This window comes from Neisseria sp. P0006.S004 (assembly GCF_051963015.1).
GTDB lineage: Bacteria > Pseudomonadota > Gammaproteobacteria > Burkholderiales > Neisseriaceae > Neisseria.
Genome location: NZ_JBQCUS010000002.1, coordinates 323,881 through 344,319 on the forward strand (window position 1 = coordinate 323,881; position 20,439 = coordinate 344,319).

The 20,439-nt window shown below is 48.1% G+C and carries 22 protein-coding genes and 2 tRNA genes; 20 read left to right on the forward strand and 4 right to left on the reverse strand.

The window, feature by feature from the left end; all coding sequences use genetic code 11:
* Positions 1 to 155: 155 nt before the first annotated feature.
* Together ACTHR2_RS04550 and ACTHR2_RS04555 are read left to right on the forward strand one after the other, a co-directional pair.
* Positions 156 to 734, forward strand: coding sequence for a TMEM165/GDT1 family protein (locus ACTHR2_RS04550; RefSeq protein ID WP_070645607.1), 579 nt, complete (start codon positions 156 to 158; stop codon positions 732 to 734).
* A gap of 1 nt (position 735) precedes the next feature.
* Positions 736 to 1,386 (forward strand): TIGR01621 family pseudouridine synthase, encoded by a 651-nt coding sequence (locus ACTHR2_RS04555; RefSeq protein WP_440375408.1) that lies wholly within the window; start codon positions 736 to 738, stop codon positions 1,384 to 1,386.
* A gap of 72 nt (positions 1,387 to 1,458) precedes the next feature.
* On the opposite strand, the gene ACTHR2_RS04560 is transcribed toward ACTHR2_RS04555, so the two are convergent.
* A complete protein-coding gene (locus ACTHR2_RS04560) occupies positions 1,459 to 2,385 on the reverse strand; it encodes a LysR family transcriptional regulator (protein ID WP_070504237.1) in 927 nt (308 codons plus the stop codon).
* A gap of 175 nt (positions 2,386 to 2,560) precedes the next feature.
* On the opposite strand from ACTHR2_RS04560, the gene ACTHR2_RS04565 reads away from it, so the two are divergent.
* From ACTHR2_RS04565 to ACTHR2_RS04590, 6 genes are all read left to right on the forward strand, one after another.
* Positions 2,561 to 3,310: a Nif3-like dinuclear metal center hexameric protein gene (locus ACTHR2_RS04565; RefSeq protein ID WP_440375409.1), complete on the forward strand. Its 750-nt coding sequence runs from the start codon at positions 2,561 to 2,563 to the stop codon at positions 3,308 to 3,310.
* 123 nt (positions 3,311 to 3,433) lie between these two features.
* A complete protein-coding gene (petA, locus tag ACTHR2_RS04570) occupies positions 3,434 to 4,015 on the forward strand; it encodes a ubiquinol-cytochrome c reductase iron-sulfur subunit (RefSeq protein ID WP_440375410.1) in 582 nt (193 codons plus the stop codon).
* 18 nt (positions 4,016 to 4,033) lie between these two features.
* Positions 4,034 to 5,383, forward strand: coding sequence for a cytochrome b (locus ACTHR2_RS04575; RefSeq protein WP_003681866.1), 1,350 nt, complete (start codon positions 4,034 to 4,036; stop codon positions 5,381 to 5,383).
* A gap of 14 nt (positions 5,384 to 5,397) precedes the next feature.
* Complete coding sequence (locus ACTHR2_RS04580) at positions 5,398 to 6,186, forward strand: cytochrome c1 (protein WP_254345296.1); 789 nt, start codon at positions 5,398 to 5,400, stop codon at positions 6,184 to 6,186.
* Positions 6,187 to 6,400: 214 nt separating this feature from the next.
* Complete coding sequence (locus ACTHR2_RS04585) at positions 6,401 to 7,006, forward strand: glutathione S-transferase N-terminal domain-containing protein (protein WP_039861850.1); 606 nt, start codon at positions 6,401 to 6,403, stop codon at positions 7,004 to 7,006.
* A gap of 11 nt (positions 7,007 to 7,017) precedes the next feature.
* The gene (locus tag ACTHR2_RS04590) at positions 7,018 to 7,422 is read left to right on the forward strand and encodes a ClpXP protease specificity-enhancing factor (RefSeq protein ID WP_440375411.1); all 405 of its coding nucleotides are present in this window, start codon (positions 7,018 to 7,020) and stop codon (positions 7,420 to 7,422) included.
* Positions 7,423 to 7,562: 140 nt separating this feature from the next.
* On the opposite strand, the gene ACTHR2_RS04595 is transcribed toward ACTHR2_RS04590, so the two are convergent.
* The 3 genes from ACTHR2_RS04595 to ACTHR2_RS04605 all read right to left on the reverse strand — a co-directional run bounded on the left by ACTHR2_RS04595 (position 7,563) and on the right by ACTHR2_RS04605 (position 8,979).
* Positions 7,563 to 7,638 (reverse strand) — tRNA-Ala (locus tag ACTHR2_RS04595).
* Between the two features lie 6 nt (positions 7,639 to 7,644).
* Positions 7,645 to 7,721: transfer RNA gene (locus ACTHR2_RS04600), tRNA-Met, on the reverse strand.
* A gap of 106 nt (positions 7,722 to 7,827) precedes the next feature.
* A complete protein-coding gene (locus ACTHR2_RS04605) occupies positions 7,828 to 8,979 on the reverse strand; it encodes a class I SAM-dependent methyltransferase (protein WP_440375412.1) in 1,152 nt (383 codons plus the stop codon).
* Between the two features lie 401 nt (positions 8,980 to 9,380).
* Here ACTHR2_RS04605 and mraZ point away from each other — a divergent pair, with 401 nt between their 5' ends.
* From mraZ to ACTHR2_RS04665, 12 genes are all read left to right on the forward strand, one after another.
* A complete protein-coding gene (gene mraZ, locus ACTHR2_RS04610) occupies positions 9,381 to 9,836 on the forward strand; it encodes a division/cell wall cluster transcriptional repressor MraZ (protein ID WP_003748265.1) in 456 nt (151 codons plus the stop codon).
* A complete protein-coding gene (rsmH, locus tag ACTHR2_RS04615; RefSeq protein WP_263340337.1) occupies positions 9,833 to 10,795 on the forward strand; it encodes a 16S rRNA (cytosine(1402)-N(4))-methyltransferase RsmH in 963 nt (320 codons plus the stop codon). Before mraZ ends, rsmH begins: the two co-directional genes overlap by 4 nt.
* Before the next feature lie 62 nt (positions 10,796 to 10,857).
* A complete protein-coding gene (ftsL, locus tag ACTHR2_RS04620; RefSeq protein ID WP_003681879.1) occupies positions 10,858 to 11,121 on the forward strand; it encodes a cell division protein FtsL in 264 nt (87 codons plus the stop codon).
* A gap of 74 nt (positions 11,122 to 11,195) precedes the next feature.
* Positions 11,196 to 12,944, forward strand: coding sequence for a peptidoglycan D,D-transpeptidase FtsI family protein (locus ACTHR2_RS04625; RefSeq protein ID WP_263340349.1), 1,749 nt, complete (start codon positions 11,196 to 11,198; stop codon positions 12,942 to 12,944).
* A gap of 26 nt (positions 12,945 to 12,970) precedes the next feature.
* A complete protein-coding gene (locus tag ACTHR2_RS04630) occupies positions 12,971 to 14,449 on the forward strand; it encodes a UDP-N-acetylmuramoyl-L-alanyl-D-glutamate--2,6-diaminopimelate ligase (RefSeq protein WP_263340352.1) in 1,479 nt (492 codons plus the stop codon).
* A 180-nt stretch (positions 14,450 to 14,629) separates the two neighbouring features.
* Positions 14,630 to 15,151, forward strand: a complete 522-nt coding sequence (locus ACTHR2_RS04635) for a M23 family metallopeptidase (RefSeq protein WP_263341885.1) — start codon at positions 14,630 to 14,632, stop codon at positions 15,149 to 15,151.
* A 191-nt stretch (positions 15,152 to 15,342) separates the two neighbouring features.
* On the forward strand, positions 15,343 to 16,074 hold the full coding sequence (locus ACTHR2_RS04640) for a hypothetical protein (protein ID WP_263340355.1): 732 nt from the start codon (positions 15,343 to 15,345) through the stop codon (positions 16,072 to 16,074).
* A gap of 50 nt (positions 16,075 to 16,124) precedes the next feature.
* Positions 16,125 to 17,489, forward strand: coding sequence for a UDP-N-acetylmuramoyl-tripeptide--D-alanyl-D-alanine ligase (locus ACTHR2_RS04645; RefSeq protein WP_263340358.1), 1,365 nt, complete (start codon positions 16,125 to 16,127; stop codon positions 17,487 to 17,489).
* A 15-nt stretch (positions 17,490 to 17,504) separates the two neighbouring features.
* Positions 17,505 to 17,654, forward strand: a complete 150-nt coding sequence (locus tag ACTHR2_RS04650) for a hypothetical protein (protein ID WP_049335337.1) — start codon at positions 17,505 to 17,507, stop codon at positions 17,652 to 17,654.
* A gap of 100 nt (positions 17,655 to 17,754) precedes the next feature.
* Positions 17,755 to 18,837, forward strand: coding sequence for a phospho-N-acetylmuramoyl-pentapeptide-transferase (gene mraY / locus ACTHR2_RS04655; RefSeq protein WP_004518887.1), 1,083 nt, complete (start codon positions 17,755 to 17,757; stop codon positions 18,835 to 18,837).
* Between the two features lie 115 nt (positions 18,838 to 18,952).
* The gene (locus tag ACTHR2_RS04660; protein ID WP_263340366.1) at positions 18,953 to 19,441 is read left to right on the forward strand and encodes a group II truncated hemoglobin; all 489 of its coding nucleotides are present in this window, start codon (positions 18,953 to 18,955) and stop codon (positions 19,439 to 19,441) included.
* A gap of 67 nt (positions 19,442 to 19,508) precedes the next feature.
* Positions 19,509 to 20,429 carry a tetratricopeptide repeat protein gene (locus tag ACTHR2_RS04665; RefSeq protein ID WP_263340369.1) on the forward strand — a complete coding sequence of 307 codons (921 nt, stop codon included), beginning with the start codon at positions 19,509 to 19,511 and terminating at the stop codon, positions 20,427 to 20,429.
* Positions 20,430 to 20,439 lie beyond the last annotated feature (10 nt).

The window sequence follows — 20,439 nt, forward strand, 5'->3', positions numbered from 1 at the left end:
AACCGTTGTCAACATAATCGGCTTGTGCGGCCGTGGCAGCGGTATCTTCTCTGCTTTATCGGAAGACAGGCAAGACGTAAGCGTTGTCCATACCCTTGCGGGCGGTATGCACAGCGCTTTTTGTTTGCCCGCTTGTCGGTTGAGTATCTTAAATCATGGAAGCTTTTTTCTCCTCGACGCTGGGCGTTGCCATTGCCGAAATCGGCGATAAAACGCAATTACTGGCGCTCTTTTTGGCAGCACGTTTTGCCCACAAAAACGCGATTGTTGCCGGTATCTTTATTGCAACCCTGTTGAATCATCTTGTTTCAGCCGCACTCGGTGTCTGGCTGGCATCCGCTATTTCGCCCGAAGTCATGAAATGGGTGGTCGGCGGCAGCTTTATTGCGGTCGGATTGTGGCTGCTGTTGCCGGACAAAGACGAAGACCCTGACGGCAAGTGGCTGAAATACGGCGCATTTACGGCGACGGTCGTCCTGTTTTTCTTGGCTGAAATCGGCGATAAAACGCAGATTGCAACAGTTCTTTTGGCGGCAAAATACCAATCTATCCTGCTGGTCGTGGTCGGCAGTATTGCCGGTTTGATGATTGCTTCTGTGCCTGCCGTGTATTTGGGCGAAATGCTGATGCGCAAGATTCCGGCCAAAGCAGTGCGCATTGTTGCGTGTATCTTGTTCTGCTTACTGGGTATTTTGACTCTGCTTGGCGACGGTATTGTGTTGAAGGCCGTCTGAAATGTGGGACATTGTTTTTGAACACAAAGACTTTGTGGTCATCAATAAGCCTTGCGGCGTATCGGTGCACAGCGAATCGGAAGGGGATGTTTGTCTGACCGCATCGCTGGCGCAGCAGCTCGGCGTTGAACGCGTGTGGCTGCTTCACCGATTGGACAAGGCCACCAGCGGCCTGTTGCTGTTTGCGCTCAACCGCGACAGCGCGGCCGCTTTGTCGGCACAGTTTGCCGAGAAAACCATGCGTAAAACTTATTTGGCACTCGGTACGCACAAGCCGGCGAAAAAGCAGGGCTGGGTGAAAGGCGGTATGGCGCGTTCGCGGCTCGGTACATGGAAGCTGACGCGTGATGAGGATAATTTTGCCGTTACCCGTTTCAGCAGCCAAAGCCTGAAGCCCGGTTTGCGCCTGTTTGTGTTGCAACCGTTTACCGGCAAAACCCATCAGCTGCGCGTGGCCATGAAAAGCATAGGCAGTCCGATTTTGGGCGATACGCTGTATGGCGGCGATGAGGCGGGACATCTGTTTCTGCACGCTTGGCGTTTGGTTTTCGACTATCGCGGCGAGCATTTCGATATTCGGGTTGCACCTGATAAAACATGGCCGTCTGAAATCGATTTGTCGGCGTGTTTGAACTCGGATGAGTTCGAATAGAAGCAGTGAAATTTTTATATATTGAAAAGGCCGTCTGAAAATTGTTCAGACGGCCTTTTGATTGTTTCAAGTTTACATTTCCAATTCGCTCAAACCCGGCAAGTCGGCAAAACAGCGGTCATGCGTGATTTGGCAGAAGTTGTCCAGATAACCTTTGTTGGCATCTTCCGTACGAATGGCGGCATAAAGTTTGCTTTGCAGGCCGTCTGAAGTGATTTTGCGATGGACGACGTAGCCTTTTTCCAAATACGGCATGACCGTCCAATAGGGTAGGGCGGCGATGCCGCGTTTGCTGGCAACCAGCTGAATAATGGCGATGGTCAGCTCGCTGTGGCGGCGCGGCGGATTAATGCCTTTGGGCAGCAGCACTTTTTTAGGCAAATCCAGCATTTCGTCGGGGACGGGATAAGTGATCAAGGTTTCGTCGATAAAGTCTTCCGCTTCCCAAATGTCTTTGTCGGCAAGCGGATGGTCTTCTGCGCAGATGCCGACCATTTCATAGGCAAACAGAGGGCGGTAGCTGATGCCGTTGAGCGGCTCGGCTTCGGAAACGATGGCAAGGTCGGCGCGGTGTTGCAGCAGCAGGCCAACCGGATCGGCTTGGAAGCCGGAAACGATGTCCAATTCAACTTGCGGCCATAAGGGGCGGAATTCACCCATGGCAGGCATCAGCCAGTCGAAGCAGGTGTGGCATTCGACGGCAAGCCTGAGTTCGCCGGCTTCGCCTTCAATAATCCGCACCAGATCACGTTCGGCTGCGGCAACCTGCGGCAACAGCTCGCGCGCCAGTTGCAACAGGCGCATACCGGCCGGAGTGAAGCGCAAAGGTGTGGATTTACGTTCAAACAACGGCGTTTCGTAATAATTTTCTAAGGCGCGGATTTGGTGCGACAGGGCGGATTGGGTCAGGAAAACCCGTTTGGCGGCAAGGGAAACGCTGCCGGTTTCTTCTAAAGCCAGCAAGGTTTTGAGATGACGCAATTCGATAATAGAGTCCATATGTTTTCAGACGGCCTGTGGGTAAGGTGGTGTATATTAAAATAATTCATGATGATGTGCAAATGATTAATGTTGGGAATGATTGCTGAAATCGGAATGTAAGAATTTGAGGCATAAACAGATTTTGCGGTTAGAATGCGAAACTGTTTTTGAAGATAGATATAAGGAGCGGAATATGGCTTTACGCCGCGAAATTCTGGCTTGGTGTGATGAGACATTGCAGGTCGGGCTGTTTAAGGACTATGCGCCCAACGGTTTGCAGGTCGAAGGCAAAGAAGAAATTGCCAAAATCGCCACTTCGGTTACCGCCAGCAAAGCTGCAATCGATTTTGCCGTAGAGCAGGGGGCGGATATGCTTTTGGTCCACCACGGCATGTTTTGGAAAAGCGAGCCTGTCACGATTACCGGTTGGAAAAAAACACGCATTGAAACCTTGCTGCAACACCAAATCAATATGGCGGGCTACCACCTGCCGCTGGACGCGCACCCGCAACTAGGCAATAACGCACAGTTGGCCGAGAAACTCGATTGGGTGCTCGAAAAACAATTCGGCGAGCAAAACCTGTTGAATACAGGCCGTCTGAAAACCACACAAACATTGGCGCAGTTGTCTGAACGCATTGAGGCGGTATTCGGCCGCAAGCCGACCGTTATCGGCGATCTTGAACGCGAAATCAAACGCATTGCCTGGTGTAGCGGCGGTGCGCAGGGATTTTTTCAGACAGCCGTAGACGAAGGTGTCGATGCGTATCTGACCGGTGAGATTTCGGAAGCGCAATATCATCTTGCCAATGAAACGGGTGTGGCATTTATCAGTGCCGGCCACCACGCGACAGAACGTTACGGCGTCCGCGCCTTAGGCGATGCCGTGGCAGAAAAATTCGGTATCAAAGTGGTTCACTTTGATGAAAACAACCCTGCCTGAGTATTGAGCAATATCATAAAAACTTTACCTTATTTTAAATAATGCTTTGAGTATTACAACAAACTAGGTAGAATTACGCTGTTTAATGGCTCGGTATTCCCAAAATTTTAGGACGACTGAATAATGGATAATCAAGAAATCAACAACGGTCGCCGCCGTTTCCTGACACTGGCTACATGCGGTGCAGGCGGTGTGGCGGCTCTGGGCGTAGCTACGCCTTTCGTGGCCAGCTTCTTTCCATCGGAGAAAGCTAAGGCTGCCGGTGCTGCTGTCGAAGTAGATGTCAGCAAAATCGAAGCAGGCCAAATGCTGACTGCCGAATGGCAGGGTAAACCGATTTGGCTGGTCAACCGCACAGATCAACAGCTCAAAGACTTGAAAAGTTTGGATGGCGCAGTTACGGACCCTAATTCCGAAGTGGATCATCAGCCCGAAAACTGTAAAAACGAGCACCGTTCGATCAAGCCGAACCTCCTCGTCGCTATCGGTATCTGTACCCACCTGGGTTGCTCTCCGACTTACCGTCCCGACATTGCTCCCGCTGACTTGGGTGCAGACTGGAAAGGCGGTTTCTTCTGCCCTTGCCACGGTTCGAAATTCGACATTGCAGGCCGAGTATACAAAGGTGTTCCTGCACCGACCAACTTGGTTGTACCGCCTTACAAATATCTGAGCGATACAACTGTTTTGGTGGGCGAAGACTAAAAATAAGGAACGATAATTATGGCAAACCAAACCAATAGCAAAGCAAAAGCATTGTTAGGCTGGATGGACGCTCGCTTCCCTCTGTCTAAAATGTGGAATGAGCATTTGGCTCAATACTATGCGCCGAAGAACTTCAACTTTTGGTATTACTTCGGCTCTTTGGCTCTGCTCGTCCTTGTAATTCAAATCGTCAGCGGTATTTTCCTGACCATGAACTACAAACCGGACGGCAACCTTAACGCCTACCATCTGCCTGCTGCCTTTACCGCAGTAGAGTACATCATGCGCGACGTGTCCGGCGGCTGGATTATCCGCTACATGCACTCTACCGGCGCATCTTTCTTCTTCATCGTCGTTTATCTACACATGTTCCGTGGTCTGATTTACGGATCGTACAAAAAACCTCGTGAATTGGTGTGGATTTTCGGTTCCCTGATTTTCTTGGCATTGATGGCAGAAGCCTTTATGGGTTACCTGTTGCCTTGGGGTCAAATGTCCTTCTGGGGTGCGCAGGTAATTATTAACCTGTTCTCTGCCATCCCTGTTATCGGTCCTGATTTGTCCACTTGGATCCGCGGTGACTTCAACGTTTCCGACGTTACTTTGAACCGCTTCTTCGCACTGCACGTTATCGCAGTACCTCTGGTATTGCTCGGCTTGGTTGTGGCTCACATCATCGCCCTGCACGAAGTGGGTTCTAACAACCCTGATGGCGTTGAAATCAAGAAAAACAAAGACGAAAACGGTATTCCACGCGATGGTATCCCATTCCATCCTTACTACACCGTTAAAGACATCTTGGGTGTTGTTGTATTCCTGATTGTCTTCTGTTCTGTGTTGTTCTTTGCACCTGAAGGCGGCGGCTACTTCTTGGAAGCGCCAAACTTCGATGCAGCAAATGCGCTGAAAACACCTCCTCACATTGCGCCGGTATGGTACTTCACTCCGTTCTACGCAATTTTGCGTGCGATTCCTTCCTTTGCCGGTACTCAGGTATGGGGTGTAATCGGTATGGGTGCAGCAGTTGTCCTGATCGCCTTGTTGCCTTGGTTGGATAAAGGCGAGGTTAAATCTGTCCGCTATCGCGGCCCAATCTTCAAAACTGCGTTGGTTCTGTTCATCATTGCCTTCATCGGTTTGGGTATTTTGGGTGCAATGGTAGCAACTGATACTCGTACTTTGGTTGCACGTATCCTGTCTTTCGTCTACTTTGCATTCTTCCTGGGTATGCCGTTCTATACCAAACTGGATACCAACAAACCAGTTCCTGAACGCGTAACCATGAGCACTACTAAACAAAAAATTATGTTCTTTGTTTACGTCGGTATTACCGTTGTTGGTGCTTACTTGTTTGCAACCAATATCTGATGAGGGCAGCGAAAATGAAACAAACTCTGAAAAACTGGTTTGCTGCCTTATTGCTGGCAGTGCCTATGAGTGCAGCCGTCGCCAGCGGCGGCCATGCAAACTATGAAAAAGTCGATATCGACCTGCGTGACCAAGTCAGCCTGCAGCACGGTGCGCAAATCTTTACAAACTACTGTTTGTCTTGCCACTCTGCAAGCGGTATGCGCTTCAACCGTCTGAAAGACATCGGTTTGACTGAAGATGAAATCAAGAAAAACCTGATGTTCACAACAGACAACGTTGGTGACGTGATGGTAGCGGCCATGGATCCGAAAGATGCTTCCAAATGGTTGGGCGCGCCTCCGCCGGATTTGACCTTGATTGCTCGTTCTAAAGGTGCAGACTACCTGTACGCTTATATGCGCGGCTTCTATAAAGACCCAACTCGTCCGACCGGTTGGAATAATACCGTTTTGGCCGGCGCGAGTATGCCTCACCCATTGTGGGAGCAACAAGGTATTCAAGCCGTTGAGTTGGATGCCAAAGGTCAGCCCGTTATGATTAAAGACGAGCACGGCAACCTGACTCCTAAACTGTATTGGGAATCTACCGGTCTGCACAGCCGTCGTCTGCCTAACGGTAAAGTAATCCAAAAAGAGTACGATGCTTATGTGCGTGATTTGGTGAACTACTTGGTATACATGGGTGAGCCTGCTCAATTGCAACGCCACCGTATCGGTTACATGGTTTTGACATTCCTGTTTGCCGTAATGTTGCCGTTGGCGTACTTCCTGAAAAAAGAATTCTGGAAAGACGTTCATTAATTCTTTTGAATCAAAAAGGCAAACCTGTTTCAGGTTTGCCTTTTTTGTTTGCTTAATCAATTTATGTCGGATTAATGCAAATCTAAAAATTGCTTAATGTAAACAGTGTGTTATTTTAAATTTCTGGATTAAGTATTTGAAATTATGTATAATTCTTTCTGAATTTTTATAAGGCTTAAGGCCGTCTGAAAAGATTGATCAGGAGTAGAAGATTATGATGACTTTGTATTCGGGCATTACTTGTCCATTCAGCCAACGTTGCCGTTTTGTGTTGTATGAAAAAGGCATGGATTTTGAAATCAAAGATGTGGACGTGTTCAATAAACCTGAAGACTTGGCTTTGATGAATCCGTATAACCAAGTACCGGTCTTGGTTGAGCGTGATCTGATTTTGCACGAATCAAACATTATCAACGAATACATTGACGAGCGTTTCCCTCATCCTCAATTGATGCCGGGTGACCCTGTTATGCGCGGTCGCGGCCGTTTGGTGCTGTACCGTATGGAAAAAGAACTGTTCAGCTTGGTGCAAGTGTTAGAAAACCCTGAGTCCACCAATAAAGAACAGGCTAAAGCGCGTGAAGCCATTGGCAATGGATTGACCCTGCTGGCACCGTCTTTTACTAAAAACAAATACATCTTGGGCGATGACTTCTCCATGATCGATGTTGCCTTGTCTCCGCTGTTGTGGCGTTTGGATTATTACGACATCAAACTGGGCAAATCTGCTGCGCCTTTGCTGAAGTACGCGGAACGTATTTTCCAACGCGAAGCCTTTATTGAAGCATTGACGCCGGCTGAAAAAGCCATGCGCCGCTAAAGGACGGATCTATGGCAACTTCAACCAAACCGTATTTATTGCGTGCTTTGTATGAATGGTGCTTGGATAATAACCAAACACCGCATATCGTAGCTTGGGTAAATGAACATACCCGTGTGCCGATGCAGTATGTACGCGACAATGAGATTGTTTTAAATATTGGCCCTACTGCCAGCCATAACTTGAATATCGACAACGAGTGGGTCAATTTTTCTGCACGCTTTTCCGGCGTAGTGCACGAGATTTGGATTCCGGTCGGTCATATTGTCAGTATATTTGGCCGCGAAAGTGGAGAGGGTATGGGGTTTGAGGTAGAACCATATCAGCCTGCTTCTATCGAAACTGCAGCGGCCGAAGATAAAAAAGCTGAATCTACGGAAGAAAAACCGAAAAAAGTATTGAAGCTTGTGAAGTAATTAAAAGATAAAAGGCCATCTGAAATGTTTCAGACGGCCTTTATTGGTTGGGTATTGAAATGGCAAAATTAATGAGCAATTAGTTATTAATTAAGCCAAACAAAAAAGCTCTTGCGTTTAACAAGAGCTTTTTTGTTTAGTGGTGGAGGTAAGCGGGATCGAACCGCTGACCTCTTGCATGCCATGCAAGCGCTCTACCAACTGAGCTATACCCCCGAAATTTGGTGGCGAATCAGGGATTCGAACCCCGGACACAAGGATTATGATTCCTCTGCTCTAACCGACTGAGCTAATTCGCCGTTTCGTGAAGTCGCTATTATAGTTTTTTTTGAATATTTGGCAAGCGCTAATTTTAGTTTTTTTTATTTCTTATTGTTTTTAAAAAATAAAAAGTAGGTTGTCAGGCTATAGCTTATGGCAAATATCTCCATGGCTGAAGCCTGTCCAGTCGATATCGATGTTTTTGCCAAAAGCGATCACTTTAAAAAGTTCGCCCATTTCGTGCTGATGTATCAGTTTCTGTACTGCGGCGGCTGCTTGGATGTATTCAACTGAATCTGGGCTGCCGATTTGTACCAGCAAATCGGTGATGCCGAGATTGAGCAGGAAATAGGATTGGGGCAGGTAGCCGATTAAGTCCAAACCTGCTTCCGTGCCGGCGCGTGCAATATCGGTGAAATTGACGTGCGCAGTCAAATCGGTCAGGCCGATATTGAAAAATGGGTCGTGGATAGTGTGGTGGCGATAGTGGCCGATAAATGTGCCTTCTTTACGTTGCGGGTGGTAATACTGAGCGGCATCGAAGCCGTAATCGATAAATATCATGCCGCCGCGCTGTAATTTGGCGGCCAGGGTTTGGATAAAGGCATATTGTGCCGGATGCAGCTCGCTTGTGTATGAAGGAAGGGGAGGGAAGTACAAGGCGGCTGTTTGTGTAAGTTCGGCTTGGGTCAATGGTTTGATGGCTTCGATTAGCTTGTCATTCTCCAAGCTGACGCCGATTTGTTGAAACCCTTCATCTTGATAAATCAAGCGTTCAACCGGCATGGCATCCAATACTTCGTTGCCGATGATGATGCCGTCAAAGTGTTCGGGCAATGTGGTGAGGTGGATGATTTTGGCGACTGCTTCGGGAGATGTGTGCTCAAGAATATGTTGACGTTGTCTCTCTGCAAGCTCTGCCGATAGCTCAATAATGTAGTAATGATTCAAGCCGTCTGAAAGATTTTGTAACAAAGTAGCGGCAAGATGGCCTGTGCCTGCACCAAATTCGTAGATATTGCCTGCTGTTTGCGGCAGTAATTCGGCAAGTTGTTTAGCAAGGGTTTGCCCGAATAGGGGGGAAAGGGTGGGAGCAGTAATGAAGTCGCCGTCTGCGCCGATTTTATGGCTGCCTCCGCTGTAATAACCGTATTGAGGTGTATAAAGGGCAAGCTCCATAAAACGGGAGAAGGGTATCCAGTTTTGATGTTGTTCAATTTCGTTTTTTATGAGCTTCGTCAGGTGTGCTGAAGAGGCTTGTGCATCAGGGGAAGGAAGGGGGAGTTGTGGCTTCATGACTGTTAGATAATGTAAAAAATTTGAATTTGTTTGTATATTATAGCCCCTTGTGAGAGAGGTGGTAATCGGGTGTAAAAATACTATATGTAGTATTTTAAAAACATAAATAATACTAGATATGGTGTTTTATGCCATATAAAATGGCTAGTATATTAATTTGTCATGCATTTTTATATATATAAGCTATTGAATTTTAAGTGTTTAGTGTTTCATTTCAGATAAAGGGTTGATTTGACCTGATTGCCAAAATTTCTTATAGTGTCGGTTAGTGGGGCATAGTGGGTGAGAGTGGTTACTTTTTCCTAAAAAGTGTTCCGTGGAAGTGAAAACGAAATATTTTAGGAAGGTGGGATTTTTAATCCCACTCTGTTTTATTTTAATCGAATTTGGGGTGTGATGTGTTTGGCGGTGCTCATGAATTGAGTATGGACAGTAAAGGGCGGTTGGCGATTCCTGCCAAATTCCGCGATATTTTGCTGCGCCGTTATACGCCTGCAATTGTGGTCACTCTGGATTCCCGAAAAAAATTATTGATGTACCCCGAGCCCGTTTGGGAAGAAAAAGCCGAGCAGATTTTGAAGTTGAAAGTGGCCGGCAATGAGTCTTTGCAACGGTATCAAAATCTGCTGCTGCACAATGCGGAGATTTTGGAGTGGGACAGCGCCGGACGTGTTTTGATTCCGGCGAATCTGCGCAAACGCGTGGATTTTGAAAAAGAAGTTACTTTGGTTGGCCGTGCAAACCGTATGGAGTTGTGGGGTCGCGAACATTGGGAAGAGGAAATGAATCAGGCTTTGGATATCGATCCTGATGAATTGGCTTTCCAATTGAGTCAAACGGATTTGCAATTGTGAGTAAAGTTGAAAATTATCAGCATGTTACTGTCTTGTTGAATGAGGCGGTGGATGCGTTGGCAATCCGTGAAGACGGGATTTATGTGGACGGTACGTTCGGTAGGGGAGGTCATTCCCGGCTGATTTTGTCGCGTTTGGGTGAGCAGGGGCGTTTGGTTGTTTTTGACAAAGACCCCGAGGCGATTGCGGTAGCCAATGAATTGGCGGCGCAAGATAAACGTGTCAGTGTCGTACACAATGGTTTTGAAACATTTCAGACGGCATTGGATGAATTAGGCATCGATAAGATTGACGGTGCGCTTTTTGATTTGGGGATTTCGTCGCCGCAAATTGACGATGGCAGCCGCGGATTCAGTTTCCGCTTTGATGCGCCGTTGGATATGCGGATGGATCCGACTCGCGGGATGTCTGCGGCAGAATGGATTGCAACCGCATCCGAACAGGATTTACACGAGGTAATTAAGAATTATGGTGAAGAGCGGTTTAGTCGCCAGATTGCGCGCGCCATTGTTGCGCAACGCGAGGAGAGTCCCATCGATACAACCCGCAAGTTGGCGCAGCTTGTGGCGCAAAACGTCCGTACTCGTGAGCGCGGACAAGACCCTGCAACGCGCACCTTCCAAGCAGTTCGCATCTTTATTAACCGCGAGCTCGAAGAGGTAGAGGCAGTTTTGCCGCAGGTTGCAGGCCGTCTGAAAGAGGGTGGACGCTTGGCTGTCATTGCGTTCCATTCTTTGGAAGACAGAATTGTGAAGCAGTTTATTAAAAAATATTCGCAACATGCGCCTTTGCCCCGTTGGGCAGTGGTCAAGGAAGCGGATTTGCCTCAGCCGCCTTTGAAGGCTGTGGGTAAAGCAATCAAACCGGGTTCGGCAGAGACTGAAGCCAATCCGCGTGCGCGCAGTGCGGTTTTGCGGGTGGCGGAGCGCAGCAGCGGCGAATTTTCGGTTGTTGACTAGGGAAAGCGTTTCGGCATTGTCGCAAGGGATGTTTCTGTTGACAGGCCGTCTGAAAGTTTGAAATGGGTAAGTTGAATATTTTATTACTGGTTTTGGTGACGGTTTCGGCCTTTGCTGTAGTGTTTAAGCAAAACCAGTCGCGCTTGCATTTTATCGAGTTGGATAAGGCGCAAAAGCGGGAAATTCAGTTGGAACAGGATTACGCGCGCTTGAAGCTGGAGCAGGCAAGATTGGCAAACCACAAACTGATTAAAGTGGCGGCCGAAAAGCAACATCTGCTCCCGCCGGGTGCGCATAATACGGCTATGCTGGAACGCAAAAAATAAGAATATAGCCTTGTTTTCAAGGTGTTTACGGGAATTAATAGCTCACTGAGCAGCTAAGTCATGAGAAGTCCAACATGTTAATTAAGAACGAATATAAACCTCAAATGCTGTCTGGAACAACAAAAACGAAAAAGCCGCTGACAAGTAACGGGCGAATCGGTTTGGTGCTGGGCGCTGTTGTGCTGGCGTTTACCGGTCTGTTGGTGCGCGGGGTTTATCTACAAACCAGTCAGCATGAATTTTTGAAAAATCAGGGCGACCAACGTTTTGTGCGTACGCTTCCGCTGCCGGCATCACGCGGTATGATTACCGACCGCAATGGTGCCACATTGGCTTTGAGTGCGCCTACTGAATCATTGTATGCCATGCCTTCCGGTATGGAGGAAATGCCGACTGACGAGCAGTTGGAAAAATTGTCGGCCATTGCCGATGTGCCTGTTGAAGTTTTGAAAAATAAATTGTCTAAAAAAGACAAAGGCTTTATCTACCTGAAACGTCAACTCAGCTACGAGAAAGCAGAAGAAATCAAGGCATTGGGCATTAAAGGCATCGCATTCCAAAAAGAATTGAAACGCCATTACCCGATGGGTAATCTGTTTGCGCACGTTATCGGTTTTACCAATATCGACGGCAAAGGTCAGGAGGGCTTGGAGCTTTCCCGTGAAGACAGCCTGCGCGGTGAAGATGGTGCGAAAGTTGTATTGCGTGACAACAAAGGCAATATCGTAGACAGCCTCGACTCTCCACGCAACAGCGTGCCTAAAAACGGCCAAGACATGATTTTGTCTTTGGATCAGCGTATTCAAACGCTGGCTTATGACGAGTTAAACAAAGCGGTGGCTTATCACAAAGCCAAAGCGGGTACAGTTGTGGTATTGGATGCGCAAACCGGCGAAATTTTGGCTTTGGTCAACAGCCCGGCTTACGATCCGAATCAACCGGGTCAAGCCAATAGCGAACAGCGCCGTAACCGCGCCGTAACCGACATGATTGAACCCGGTTCTGCCATGAAGCCGTTTACTATTGCCAAAGCATTGGATTCCGGCAAAGTGGATGCAACCGATACGTTCAACACCCTGCCTTACAAAATCGGTCCGGCTACCGTACAAGATACCCACGTTTATCCTACTTTGGATGTGCGCGGCATTATGCAAAAATCTTCCAACGTCGGTACCAGTAAACTTTCTGCCATGTTTACGCCTAAAGAAATGTACGATTTCTATCACGATTTAGGTGTAGGCGTGCGCATGCATTCAGGCTTTCCTGGTGAGACTGCAGGTTTGTTGAGAAGCTGGCGCAGATGGCAAAAAATCGAACAGGCAACCATGTCTTTCGGTTATGGCCTGCAATTAAGCTTATTGCAATTGGCGCGAGCCTATACTGTCTTGACCCATGACGGTGAATTGTTGCCGGTCAGCTTTGAAAAACAAGCGGTTGCTCCTAAAGGCAAGCGCGTCATCAAAGCCTCTACTGCGAAAAAAGTGCGCGAGTTGATGGTTTCCGTTACTGAAGCCGGCGGTACCGGTACTGCCGGTGCTGTCGATGGTTTCGACGTAGGTGCGAAAACCGGTACGGCGCGTAAACTGGTCAATGGCCGCTATGTGGACAACAAACACGTCGGTACGTTCATCGGTTTTGCCCCGGCTAAAAATCCACGCGTGATTGTGGCCGTTACCATCGACGAACCGACTGCCAACGGCTATTACGGCGGCGTGGTTGCCGGTCCCGTATTCAAAGAAGTCATGAGCGGAAGCTTGAACATCTTGGGCGTTTCCCCAACCAAGCCTTTAAGTAATACCGCTACTGTCAAAGTACCGTCATAATCCAAACAATCAAAGAGATATTGTTTATGTTCAGCAAGTTAACCCCCTTGGCTGAAACCAACTTTCCGCCTCTGCTGTGTGAAAACGCAGCAGGGCGTTTGTTGCATTCAGACAGCCGACAAATTAAACAGGGTGACATTTTCGTTGCCTGTCAGGGCGAATATACAGACGGCCGCAGCTATATTCCTGCCGCCATCGCCAACGGTGCAACCTTTGTTTTTTGGGATGATGACGGCAAATTTACATGGAATCCCGAATGGAACGTTCCTAATCAAGGCATTAAAGATCTGAAACATCGCGCCGGTATGTTGGCAGCACAGGTTTACGGCAATGTTTCAGACGGCCTTAAAGTCTGGGGTGTAACCGGTACCAACGGCAAAACCTCTATCACACAATGGCTGGCGCAAGCTGCCGATCTTCTGGGCGAAAAAACCACCATTATCGGCACAGTCGGTAACGGCTTTTGGGGTGCATTGGAAGAGACCACGCATACCACGCCTGCCCCTGTCGATGTCCAAACCCTGCTCTACCGCTTCCGCCAGCAAGGCGCAACAGCCGCCGCGATGGAAGTTTCCAGCCACGGTCTTGACCAATCGCGCGTCAACGGCGTGCCGTTTCGCAGTGCAATCTTCACCAATCTCACCCGAGACCACCTCGATTACCACGGCACCATGGAAGCCTATGGTGCCATCAAATCGCGCCTGTTCTACTGGCATGGTCTGCAACACGCCATCATCAATGTTGATGACGAATACGGTGCGGAACTCGTAGGCCGTCTGAAAAAAGACTGTCCCGATTTAGCCGTTTACGGCTATGGTTTCAGCGAGCAAGCCGATATCCACATTACCGATTTCACCGCTTCTTCAGATGGCATGGAAGCCGTATTCCAAACCCCGTGGGGTGAAGGAAAATGCCGCACCCGTCTGCTCGGACGGTTCAACGCGCAAAACCTCGCCGCCTGCGTTGCCTTGCTGTGTGCCAACGGTTATCCACTAAATAACGTTTTGGAAGTACTGGCAAAAATCCGTCCTGCTTCAGGCCGCATGGATTGCATTATGAACAGCGGCAAACCTTTAGTCGTTGTCGATTATGCCCACACGCCGGATGCACTGGAAAAAGCACTCTCCACTTTGCAGGAAATCAAACCACAGGGCGCGGCTTTGTGGTGCGTATTTGGCTGCGGAGGTAACCGAGACAGCGGCAAACGCCCATTGATGGGTGCGGCAGCAGTTCAGGGTGCCGATAAAGTGGTGGTTACCAGCGACAACCCACGCTTGGAAAGTCCGCAAGACATCATCAACGACATCCTGCCTGCCGTGCCTAATCCTGAACGCGTCGAAGTTGATCGTGCCGTTGCCATCCGTTATGCGGTTGAGCAGGCTGCCACGAACGATATCATTCTGATTGCCGGTAAAGGGCATGAAAACTATCAGGATGTACAAGGCGTGAAGCACCATTTCTCCGATTTTGAAATCGCAGAAAAATCATTAGCAGAGCGCGGTTAAGCCATATCGCAAATTTTCAGACGGCCCGAAACCTTAAGGCCGTCTGAAAAAGATTTAAACATATACAATAAAAGCAATACGACACACGCATTACGGCACGTCAGCCATTAAACCCATCACAGTTGTTTGTTTCGGAGGACTTTTTAACAAGGCCGTCTGAACAACAAGGAGACCGATTTGATGCTGAAAATGCCGACAAAAACCTTATTAATCAGTGCAGCCGTAGTTTTATTCGCAGGCTGTACAACCAAACAACTTCCGCGTCCTACTGCCGAAATCGAGCAGTTGAGGGCGCAACAGCCTCCTACCGAGCAAAGCCTGCCGAATCCTGTTAAAGGCAAGCGTTTTGACGACACTTGGGGCGCAGCGCGCAGTCAGGGGCGCAGGCATGAAGGTGTGGATATTTTTGCTAAGAAAAACACGCCGATACGCAGTACCACGCCCGGCATCGTGACCAAAATCGGACGCAACCGATTGGGCGGTAAAGTTATCGGTATTCAAGGGCCGGGTGCTTGGCATTACTATGCCCACCTCAATAAATTTGCCCGTATCCGTCTGTATGAACGAGTAAAAGAAGGACAGGTCATCGGCTATGTCGGTAAAACCGGCAACGCTAGAACCACACCGGCCCACCTGCATTACGGCGTGTATCTGCCAAGCGGTGCGATTAATCCGTATCCGTTAATTAATCAGGACAAATAGGTCGTCTGATAAATAAGGTGCGCAATATAAGGGAGGCGCTTTTGGGTATTTTCAAAGGTTGATGTGTTTTTTCAGACGACTTCTTGCTCGTTATGCTGTTCTCCGACTGTTATACGCAGGTTCAATCTCGGTATCTCATGAGTAAAACTGTGGTATGACAAGGCTTTTTTAATATTACAGAAATAAATTAAATGATTGATTTGCAAGAAGCTTTGCTGAAGAAATATGTGGAGGTTTTAAACAAGCCGGAGTATCAGGATTTGTTGCATGCAATTAACAATAAGGACAATAAATTGTCCAATATCCATTTGGGCTTTGTCCCTGAACATTATGAAAGCGCAGAACACAAAATTTTGATTGTCGGCAGAGAAACACGCAGTTGGTACGATAGTAAGAAATTTGATGAATATCATGCCGAAAATGTAAGGCAACTGATGTCGTTAAGCAAAGATTTTATTTGGCGGAATTTGACTGGAGATTTAAAAAGAAACACAAGAGGGGCTACATTTTTCAATTTCGTCCGCAGGGTTGCCAAGCGAAGTGGGAACGAAGGCATCTTATGGGCTAATATTTTTGCGGTGGACTATAAAACTAAACATCCTAAGCATTCGGATTGGTTCGAAGATATAAAAACACTTTCCTGTAAATTACTGCGTGCCCAAATTGAAATTTTAAAGCCACAGATTATTCTTTTCGTAAGCGGAGACGGCGGCGTAGCGGCGCGGAGGGAGTGCTTTCCTGATTTGTCCGGCTCGGGTCAAGGCATAAACGGCTTGAATAAGGGAAAACTGGAAAAATTTTCTTTTGAAGGTGATAAGGAAATAATATGTTACCGAGCACCTCATCCCAGTACCAGAAATCGAGAAGGAAGGCACGCTTTAAAGGTGCTTGTCGAAGAGTTGCTGCCTTCTGCCAAAATGTAAAATGCCTTTACAATAAAATGCCTGTTTGAAAAAAACAAACGAAAGAAACCATGAAACCACTAGACCTAAATTTCATCTGCCAAACCCTCAACCTTCCGATGCCGTCTGAAAATCAACCTGTTTCGCGTATCGTTACAGATAGCCGCGATATTCAGGACGGCGACGTATTTTTTGCGCTTGCCGGAGAGCGCTTTGATGCACATGACTTTGTTGAAGATGTGTTGGCAGCGGGAGCAACGGCAGTTGTGGTTTCGCGCGAAGATTGTGCGGCTTTGAAAGGCGCGTTGAAGGTTGACGATACGCTTGCGGCTTTGCAAAAACTGGCGAAGGCGTGGCGTGAAAATGTGAATCCGTTTGTCTTTGGTATTACCGGCTCTTCCGGTAAAACGACGGTTAAAGAGATGTTGGCCGGCGTATTGCGTCATCGATTCGGTGATGAAGCTGTGTTGGCGACAGCCGGCAATTTCAACAATCATATCGGCTTGCCACTGACTTTGTTGAGGTTGAACGAAAAACACCGCTATGCCGTCATTGAAATGGGCATGAACCATTTTGGCGAATTGTCTTTGCTGACCCGAATCGCCGGTCCGAATGTTGCTCTGGTCAATAACGCCTTGCGCGCGCATGTCGGTTGCGGTTTTGATGGTGTTGGTGATATTGCCAAAGCCAAAAGTGAAATCTACGAAGGTTTGCTTTCAGACGGCATTGCGCTGATTCCGTGCGAAGATGCCAATATCGCTACATTTGAAGCGGCGACTGCACAATTGAACGCTCAGACTTTCGGCGTTGCCAGTGGCGATGTCCATGCAGAAAATATTGAGTTGAAACCGTTGTCCTGCGAGTTTGATTTGGTGCGTGGCAATGAACGTGTTGCTGTGGTGTTGCCAGTCCCCGGCCGACACAATGTGCATAATGCCGTAGCGGCTGCTGCTCTGGCTTTGGCGGCAGGCTTGAGCCTTGCCGAAGTTTCAGATGGCCTGAAAAATTTCAGCAATATCAAAGGCCGTCTGAATATCAAGCAAGGCATTAAAGATGCAACTTTAATTGACGATACTTATAATGCCAATCCCGACAGCATGAAAGCCGCCATTGATGTGCTCGCCGCTATGCCTGCGCCGCGTATTTTTGTGATGGGCGACATGGGCGAATTGGGTGAGGATGAAGCCGCTGCCATGCACGCCGAAGTTGGTGCGTATGCACGGGATAAAGGCATTGAGGCCGCGTATTTTGTCGGTGATAACAGCGTTGAAGCGGCAGAAACATTTGGCGTGGAAGGTTTGTGGTTTGCTGACAAAGATCCGCTGATTCAAGTGTTGAGCCACGACTTGCCTGAACGCGCTACTGTATTGGTCAAAGGTTCGCGCTTTATGAAGATGGAAGAAGTGGTCGAGGCGTTGGCAACAACAACTGCGTAAAAGGCCGTCTGAAATATGAAAAAGATTTTACTATTGACTGGTTTGCTGATTGCCGCGTTTTATGCCGGAATGAAAGTACAGGCATTTATCTATGAGGATACCTGCTTGGATTTGGGCGGCGGAAAGAATCCTGGAAACTATCCGATTTGCGTGGTAGAGAAATAATCTTACTCAACAAGGCCGTCTGCAATTTCAGACGGCATACCGATTTATTTTTAATTGGGCATAAGCCCGCTGTAACAACAAAAACAAAAAAGGAAGCCCCATGTTTTTATGGCTCGCACATTTCAGTAACTGGTTAACCGGCCTGAATATTTTTCAATACACCACATTCCGCGCCGTCATGGCGGCTTTGACTGCGTTGGCGTTTTCCCTATTGCTTGGTCCGTGGACCATCCGCAAGCTGACTGCGCTTAAAGTCGGCCAAGCCGTCCGTACCGACGGCCCTCAAACCCACCTGATCAAAAACGGTACGCCAACCATGGGCGGCTCGCTGATTTTGACCGCCATTACCGTGTCCACAATCTTGTGGGGCAACTGGGCAAATCCTTATATCTGGATTCTCTTAGGTGTCCTGCTTGCTACCGGCGCACTCGGTTTTTACGACGACTGGCGCAAAGTGGTTTATAAAGACCCTAACGGCGTGTCTGCCAAATTTAAAATGGTGTGGCAGTCCAGCGTTGCTATCATTGCCGGTTTGGCATTGTTCTACCTTGCGACAAATTCCGCCAACAATATCCTGATTGTTCCCTTCTTCAAACAAGTTGCCTTGCCGCTTGGCGTAGTCGGCTTCTTGGTATTGTCCTACCTGACCATCGTCGGTACATCCAATGCCGTTAACCTGACCGACGGCTTGGACGGCTTGGCCGCATTCCCCGTTGTACTTGTCGCAGCAGGTCTTGCCATCTTTGCTTATGCCAGCGGCCACTCACAATTTGCCCAATACCTGCAATTGCCTTACGTTGCCGGCGCAAACGAAGTGGTGATTTTCTGTACCGCCATGTGTGGTGCGTGTCTCGGCTTTTTGTGGTTTAACGCTTATCCGGCACAAGTCTTTATGGGCGACGTCGGCGCGCTCGCGCTTGGCGCGGCACTCGGTACCGTTGCCGTCATCATCCGCCAAGAATTTGTCCTCGTCATCATGGGCGGCCTATTTGTTGTTGAAGCCATTTCCGTTATGTTGCAGGTCGGTTGGTACAAACGCACCAAAAAACGCATTTTCCTGATGGCACCGATTCATCATCATTACGAACAAAAAGGCTGGAAAGAAACCCAAGTCGTCGTCCGTTTCTGGATTATCACCATCGTCTTGGTGCTGATCGGTTTAAGTACCCTCAAAATCCGCTAAATCTCAAAAGGCCGTCTGAAAATTTCAGACGGCCATTATGTAAGGTAAGCATGCTTGCCTGAATCCTACGTCTCAAAATAAATCCTGTAATAATCCATACAGAAAGTCCCCAAACATGTACCAATCTTTTGGCGGCGCAACCGGCATCCGCACCCTGACTGACCGTTTCTACGACTTGATGGAACTTGAGCCGCAATACCAAGCCTTACGCCAAATGCACGGCGAAGACATGACCCTGATACGCGAAAAGCTCTACGAATTTTTCAGTGGCTGGCTCGGCGGCCCGCAACTCTTTGTCGAAAAATACGGCCATCCCCAACTGCGCGCCCGCCATATGCCTTTTGCCGTCAACGTACAAGTCCGCAACGAATGGATCGCCTGCTTTGCCCAAGCCATGAGTGAACTGGACATCGACAAAGCACTTGCCGAGCCAGTTTTAATCCAAGTTTTTGCCATGGCAGATTGGTGCCGTAACCAAAACGAAGACGGTATCGAACCGCCTATGCCGCCGATGGCGGTTGATCCATGGGTACGCGCACCGGAATTGCAGCAGATTTTGAGTAGCTACGGTGTGAATAGCTTTTTTAAGGAATTCACTAGTTAAGGCCGTCTGAAACTTCTTGGATAAAACAGGAACAATAATTTAAAAGTAAAAAGTAATAGGTTTTAAAATGAATAAGTGCTTTAAAAGAATAATGTTGGGCATGATTGCCTTGAGTTTCAGCCAACTAGTGTGGGCGGATAATGTCCCTAATTTTCAGGAAACCTTGCGGGCGGCAGAACAAGGAGTTGTTGCTGCCCAATATAATCTTGGTCAGATGTATCGTAACGGACAAGGTGTCCGTAAAGACTATGCTGAAGCGGTCAAGTGGTATCGTAAAGCAGCGAAACAGGGAGATACCCGAGCACAATCTAATTTGGGGTTGATGTATGTCAACGGAAAAGGTGTGCGCCAGGATTATGCAGAGGCAGTGCGGTGGTTTCGCAAGGCAGCAGAACAAGGGGATGCAGCTGCCCAATCCAATTTGGGTGTAATGTATGTCAACGGACAAGGCGTACATCAAGACTATGCTGAAGCGGCGAAATGGTTCCATAAAGCAGCGGAACAAGGAAGTGCTGAAGCCCAACTTAATTTAGGTGTGATGTATGCTAATGGGCAAGGTATGATCCAAGACTATGTCGAAGCGGCAAAATGGTATAGAAAAGCGGCAGAACAGGGTGATGCTCAAGCCCAATATAATTTAGGTGTGATGTATACCGACGGACAAGGTGTACGCCAAGACTATGTCGAAGCGGTTAAATGGTATCGTAAAGCTACAAAGCAGGGTGATGTCAAAGCCCAATATAATTTAGGTGTGATGTATGCCAATGGACAAGGAGTCCGTCAAAACTATGTGCAGGCAGTGAAGTGGATTGAAAAGGCAGCAATGCAAGGTCATGTCAAAGCCCAATACAATGTGGGTGCGATGTATGCTAATGGACAAGGTGTCCGCCAAAACCTAAGAGTTGCCAAAGCGTGGCTCGGTATGGCATGTAATAACGGTAATCGGCTAGGATGTGACGGTTACCGTCGTTTAGAATCGGGTTATTGAGCGATTTATG